Below are 3,402 nucleotides of genomic sequence, written 5' to 3' on the forward strand. Positions count from 1 at the left end.
TCAGACCTACCGATTCGTTGACTCCAAATAAGGTGTTCTGCGTATGAGACAGCAACCATTTTTGTTGATCCTGTTCATCGCTTGTGGGTTCTTGGTTGTCGGATGTGAAAAAGAACAGCCGCCAGCCCCATCGGTGAGTTCCAAGACCTCCGCTAAACCGCCTGTTGCATCAGTCGGCGCTCCCAAGGTCGAAGAGGAACAGTCTGCCCCTGCCGAGACAAAATTCGTCTATCAGATTGAGGGGCGGCGAGATCCTTTTGTTCCACTGGTGGCAACTAAGAGGACCGCAGAGTTCTTCGAGAACCCTTTGGAAGCATTCGATGTTCAGCAATTTATGGTTAAGGCGGTGATCGTTGGGATGGGTGAGACCAAGGCAATGGTCATTTCACCTGATGGCAGTGCGTATATTCTTAAGGTCGGGATGCGCCTGGGCAAAGCTAACGGTGTGATCAAGGAGGTCAATCGCGAGCGGATCGTGGTTGAAGAACAGTATCAGGACATCACCGGCAAGGTGCGCAAAAATATCCAGGAATTGAAAGTTCCCGTGCGGGAAGGAGTCTGATCAATGAGTGGGGTGAGAACGATGAAGAAAAAATTCCAGGGCATTGGAAACTCCCTCGCGGGACGGATAACTGCCATGCTGTCCATCGCCACGTTCGTGTGCGTTGGAAGTGTATGGGCCGCCGCCAATCAGATTGTGTCTGTCGCAATGGAGGAAGGGGCAGCGTCGCCGACGCTGTTGATTCAGACCAGCGAACCGGTCGGCTATCGCTACACGGTCTACGACTCTTTTGATCCGGTTCGCGTCATCATCGATTTCCCTGGAATGGCGCTAACCAATTTGCCGGAAGAAATCGCTGCGAGCCCGGCGCCGCTGCAAAATGTCCGATTGGGCAAATATGATCTTGCTGCCGGGCCAATGGCACGCATCGAGATGGTTCTGGCGGCGGCTGCTGACTACCAGGTGACTACGGACGGGAACAGTTTCCGCTTGATATTCCCCGGGGTCAAAAGTGTCCTGGAAACCAGCGTCGCTCCTGTCATGACCGCTGAGGCTGAACAGGCCCATGCCATGGCTCACGCGCAGGCTCAGGCTCATTCACTGGCAAAAGAGCAGGAGCAGACTCCTGAAATCAAACCGGCAGCTCCGCCGGCGACGGTGGTCAAGGATGTTGCCATTTCCGCGGGTCGGGCGCTGTTTGCCACAAATGGTGATGTCAATCGCTTCGAGCATTTCGTTCTCGCCAACCCGCCTCGCCTGGTCGTCGATCTCTATGGTGTGACTACGGCTTTCAAAACGAGGACGTTCAGCGCCGGCGACGGCATAAAGCAGTTGCGCATCGGATCCTATGCCGACAAGGTGCGCGGTGTTTTCGATGCTGCTGGCCCGAAAGTTCCAGAATTCAAGGTGGAAAAACAGATTGATGGTGTGGCTGTGGCTTGGGGCAAGGGGCTTGAGTCTTTTTCCAGTGCTGCAACCGAGCCGGTTGCGGTCTCGGAGACGTCTGCCACTAAGAAGAAAGGCCCGGTTTCCGCGCAGCAGGTGACAGTCGAAACCTTTGAGTTCACCAACCAGGATGGGTTGAGCAGTGTGGTTCTCGGCCTGTCTGCACCAGCGAATGTGACCGCACCGAAACTTGATGGCAATCAACTGCGCTTCGAAGTCAAGAATGCCACCATTAGCCGATCCCTGCGCCGGACCATCGACGCGTCAGGTTTCCCGAGCGCGGTTTCGACTGTTACTCCCTATGTCTTCACAGAAAAGGGCAAGCAAGGCGTGCGTTTTGCAGTGGAACTGAAAGGGCCGGTGGATTACCGTCTCGATGATCAGGGTGAAACGGTCAAGCTAATCGTTGAGGACGGTGCCTTCGCCGAGGCGTTGCCACCTGCTATGGAGACGAAGGAACTGGTCGTCGATATTCCCGAGGAAGCTGCGCCGGCTGTTGGTGAATTCGTCCCCGGGCAATTGCCCGTGGCGTCCATGCAAAAACCAGTCTATACCGGTCAGAAGATTTCCCTGGTCTTTGACGATGCTGACATCCGCAATATTCTGCAACTGATTGGCGATGTCAGCGGCCTCAACATTCTTGCCAGCAACGATGTCAAAGGCACGATCACTCTGCGTCTTATTGATGTCCCCTGGGACCAGGCACTGGATCTGGTCTTGGAAACGTCGGACCTCGGCAAGATTCAGGAAGGGAATGTTGTTCGCATCATGCCTGCCAAGAAGCTGCGTGAGCGTGAAGTAGCTGCTATGCAGGCCGCCAAGGAGGACATAGAGCAGGGTGTCCTTGAAACCCATGTTTTTCAAGTAAACTATGCAGCTATTGGTGATGTGGTTAAAAATCTTGAGCCTCTGAAGAGTGGTCGCGGTACCATCACTCCTGATACCCGTAATAAACAGCTCATTATTAAAGACTCGGTATCGGTTTTGGAGCAGATGGCCGTCATGATCAAGACGGTTGATCGACCGGAGCGGCAGGTTTTGATCGAAGCACGTATTGTCGAGGTAAACACCAACTTTGCTCGTGATCTAGGGGTTCGTTGGGGGTTCAATTACTCCGACACCCCCAATGGGGATGACCTAGAGAGCGCCGCGGTTGGTCTGGGGGGATCTTTCTTGATCACGCCGCCGGCATCCGGTACCGTCGGGACAAGTTCTGGTGCTACAGCTGGTCTCCTCTTTGGTCTCCTTGATGGCACTGCGAATCTTGCTGTACGTCTCTCAGCCCTGGAAAGCCAGGGTGAAGGTAAGATCATCTCCACGCCACGAGTTACCACTCTAAACGGGCAGAAGGCTCTGATCTCTCAGGGGACTAAAATCCCTTATACTGTAACCAGCGATCAGGGCGCAGACACCAAGTTCGAAAGCGCAGAACTGAAACTGGAAGTCACTCCGGAGATCAACCCTGATGGCAGTATCATTCTCGATGTCAAAGCATCTAACAGTACTGTCGGTGATGTCGTGCCGCAGGCCAGCGGTGGCACGGCGATTTCGATCAATGATCGCAAGGCGGAAACCAAGGTGCTGGTGCGTGATGGCAGCACCACGGTTATCGGTGGGATTTTTGTCGAGGATGAGCGCACTGCGGATACTGGAGTGCCCTTGCTGAAGGACATTCCGTTCCTTGGCTATTTCTTCAAATCCGAATCGAAGTCATCGTCACGCAAAGAAATTCTTATTTTCATCACACCGCGGATCGTTGAAGCCTGATTCGAGAATTGTTTTCTAACGTAGGGAAGGGACAGGTTCAGGCCTGTCCCTTTCTTGTATAGAAATAAAGGAAATTGCAGTACGGTATGATGAATTGTTGCCACAATATTTTTTTGATTGGCTTCATGGGTTCTGGAAAGAGCACTGTTGGGCGAAGTTTGGCGCAACGATTGGGATATGACTTTGTC

3 protein-coding genes are annotated in these 3,402 nt (G+C 53.3%); all 3 read left to right on the plus strand.

Features of this window, described 5'->3' with window-relative positions; genetic code table 11:
* Window positions 1-43 precede the first annotated feature (43 nt).
* The gene (locus tag Q7J88_RS00140) at window positions 44-562 is read left to right on the plus strand and encodes a pilus assembly protein PilP (protein ID WP_303720122.1); all 519 of its coding nucleotides are present in this window, start codon (window positions 44-46) and stop codon (window positions 560-562) included.
* Between the two features lie 21 nt (window positions 563-583).
* On the plus strand, window positions 584-3,214 hold the full coding sequence (gene pilQ / locus Q7J88_RS00145) for a type IV pilus secretin family protein (RefSeq protein WP_303720123.1): 2,631 nt from the start codon (window positions 584-586) through the stop codon (window positions 3,212-3,214).
* An 89-nt stretch (window positions 3,215-3,303) separates the two neighbouring features.
* Window positions 3,304-3,402, plus strand: a 99-nt coding sequence (locus Q7J88_RS15270) for a shikimate kinase (RefSeq protein ID WP_369681927.1), incomplete at its 3' end; no start/stop codon positions are given.

This window comes from Malonomonas rubra, assembly GCF_003247215.1.
GTDB classification, from domain to species: domain Bacteria; phylum Desulfobacterota; class Desulfuromonadia; order Desulfuromonadales; family Geopsychrobacteraceae; genus Malonomonas; species Malonomonas rubra_A.

Excerpts from the sequence above, each read along its gene's own strand:
- Q7J88_RS00140 (WP_303720122.1), top strand. The coding sequence starts at position 44 with ATGAGACAGCAACCATTTTTGTTGATCCTGTTCATCGCTTGTGGGTTC.
- pilQ (WP_303720123.1), top strand. The coding sequence starts at position 584 with ATGAAGAAAAAATTCCAGGGCATTGGAAACTCCCTCGCGGGACGGATA.